Genomic DNA, 1,804 nt, shown 5'->3' with positions numbered 1-1,804 from the left:
CGCCGGCCACCTCGCCGCCGCCGATGGCGAAGCCGAGTTCCGCGCTCGCCTCGGCCGCCTCCAGTCCGCTGCGCGCGGCGTAGGTCACGCCGGAGAGCGTCAGGTCGCGGTCGTGGTCGGTGAAGCCGAGGACGAGACCGTCGCGGCGGCGCAGGGCCCAGCAGCGGCAGAGCGTCGTCGCGCCGCCCTCCAGGCGCGCGGCGAGAGCGGGCGGGACGGCGCGCATCGGCTTCCCCTCAGGGCACGATCTCGATCAGCGGAATCCGCGGCACCTCGCCGGCGGTGAAGGCGGCGAGGTCGACGGTCAGTTCGTCGGTGTCGAAGCGGACCGGCACGTCGAACTCGAAGCCGGCGGTGACGGCGGCCCCCGGTGGCGGCACCGCGTCGACGGCGAAGGTGACCTGCCCGGTCGTCGGATCGACGGAAACCATCTGGGCCGGTACCTCGACGCCGTTCACGGACACGCGCACGCTGCCGGCCACCGGCTTGGCGATGGCCCGGCGATAGGCGTCCGGCCCGCTCCCGTAGGTCTTGGCGAGGGCGAAGACGCGGGTCGCGCCGTCGCCGCTGCCGATCCGCTGATCGGTCGGCGCGACGGGCTGCGAGGGCGGCCCGGAGCGGTGATCGACCCGGTCGCGGTAGCGGAAGCCGTAGAGCCGTCCGCGCCGCTCCTCGAAGAAGCCCAGCACCGCGTGCAGGGCGTCGAGGGTGCGGATGCCGAGCCCGGCATCGTAGCGGCGGCGCGAATCGGCCCAGCGGCTGTTGCGGTGCTCTCTCCCCGAGGCCAGCGTGACGATCTCGGTCCGCCGCACCGGCCCGCCGCTGCCGCGCAAGGACACGTCGAGGGGGAAGCGCACCTCGTGGAAGTCGGATGCCATCGCGGTGCTCCTCACAACGCCCGCCGGCCGCGGGCGACCGCGCGGGCGAGGCGGGCGGCGACCTGGGCCTCGGAGCGGCGGAAGCCCTCGATGTCGGGGGTCGCGATGTTGACGGTGACCGCGACCGGCCGCTCGGCCCCGCCCGCGGCGACGCCGAGGCGGCCGTCGCTGCCGCGGCGGAGCGGCAGGATCGCCTCCGGGCCGGCCTCGCCCATCAGGCCGGTGCCCTGCGCGCCGGCAAGCGGGAAGTAGGTGGGCGCGGCGACGACACCGCCGGCCGCGAAGGGCCGCACCCGCCCGCCGCCGACGAGGCCGCCAAGGACGCCACCACGTCGGAACGGCACGATCCGCCCGTCCGCGACGAGACCGCCCCTGGCCAGCGCCGTCGTCTCGCCGGGGTCCGTCGCCGCGCTCAGCAGGCTGTTGACGAGGCTCCTGACCCCCGCCTTCACGGGCGCCAGCGCCGCCTTGACCGCGACATTGGAGAGCTTGCTCGCCAGCGAGGCCAGCAGACCGTCGAGCTGGCGCCCGGCATTGAGGTTGCGGTCGAAGGCCGAGGACAGGCTCTGCCCGAAGCGCTGGGCCAGCTTGTCCAAGGTTTCGAGCTGCTTGGCGCGCTCGGCCGTGCTGCGGTCGCTGTCGGTCATCGCGGAAGCCTTGGATCGGGGTGGGCGGCGAGCAGCCGGTCGAGGTCGGCCCGGCTCGGCGCATCGGGCGCCGGCCGGATCAGGCCCGCCGCGGCGGCGAGTTCGCGGGGCGTGGCCGCCCAGAGGTCGCGCGGGCGCCAGCGCAGGGTCGTGAGACCGAGCGTCAGCACCGCGTCCCACGGGAAGGCGGAGACGGGCGTCTCCGGCGCGGTGCTTCCCGTGAGCCTCAAGGGTCCGCGGGCGGGGCCTCGCCGAAGGCGGCGACCAGCGCGTCGCCGA

Annotated in this window: 4 protein-coding genes; all 4 read right to left on the bottom strand. The window is 75.7% G+C overall.

Annotation, left to right across the window (positions count from 1 at the left end; all coding sequences use genetic code 11):
• The coding region (locus MFF42_RS22825; protein ID WP_238257982.1) for a baseplate hub domain-containing protein at positions 1-226 on the bottom strand (226 nt) is incomplete at its 3' end.
• Positions 227-236: 10 nt separating this feature from the next.
• Positions 237-878, bottom strand: a complete 642-nt coding sequence (locus MFF42_RS22820; RefSeq protein WP_238257980.1) for a DUF2460 domain-containing protein — start codon at positions 876-878, stop codon at positions 237-239.
• Positions 879-889: 11 nt separating this feature from the next.
• Positions 890-1,525 (bottom strand): phage tail tape measure protein, encoded by a 636-nt coding sequence (locus MFF42_RS22815; RefSeq protein WP_238257978.1) that lies wholly within the window; start codon positions 1,523-1,525, stop codon positions 890-892.
• Positions 1,522-1,804, bottom strand: a 283-nt coding sequence (locus MFF42_RS22810) for a phage tail assembly chaperone (protein WP_373875212.1), incomplete at its 5' end; no start/stop codon positions are given. The genes MFF42_RS22810 and MFF42_RS22815, both read right to left, overlap by 4 nt.

The sequence above is a fragment of the Methylorubrum podarium genome, from assembly GCF_022179745.1.
Lineage (GTDB): Bacteria > Pseudomonadota > Alphaproteobacteria > Rhizobiales > Beijerinckiaceae > Methylobacterium > Methylobacterium podarium.
This window is presented reverse-complemented; position numbering and strand designations above follow the sequence as displayed.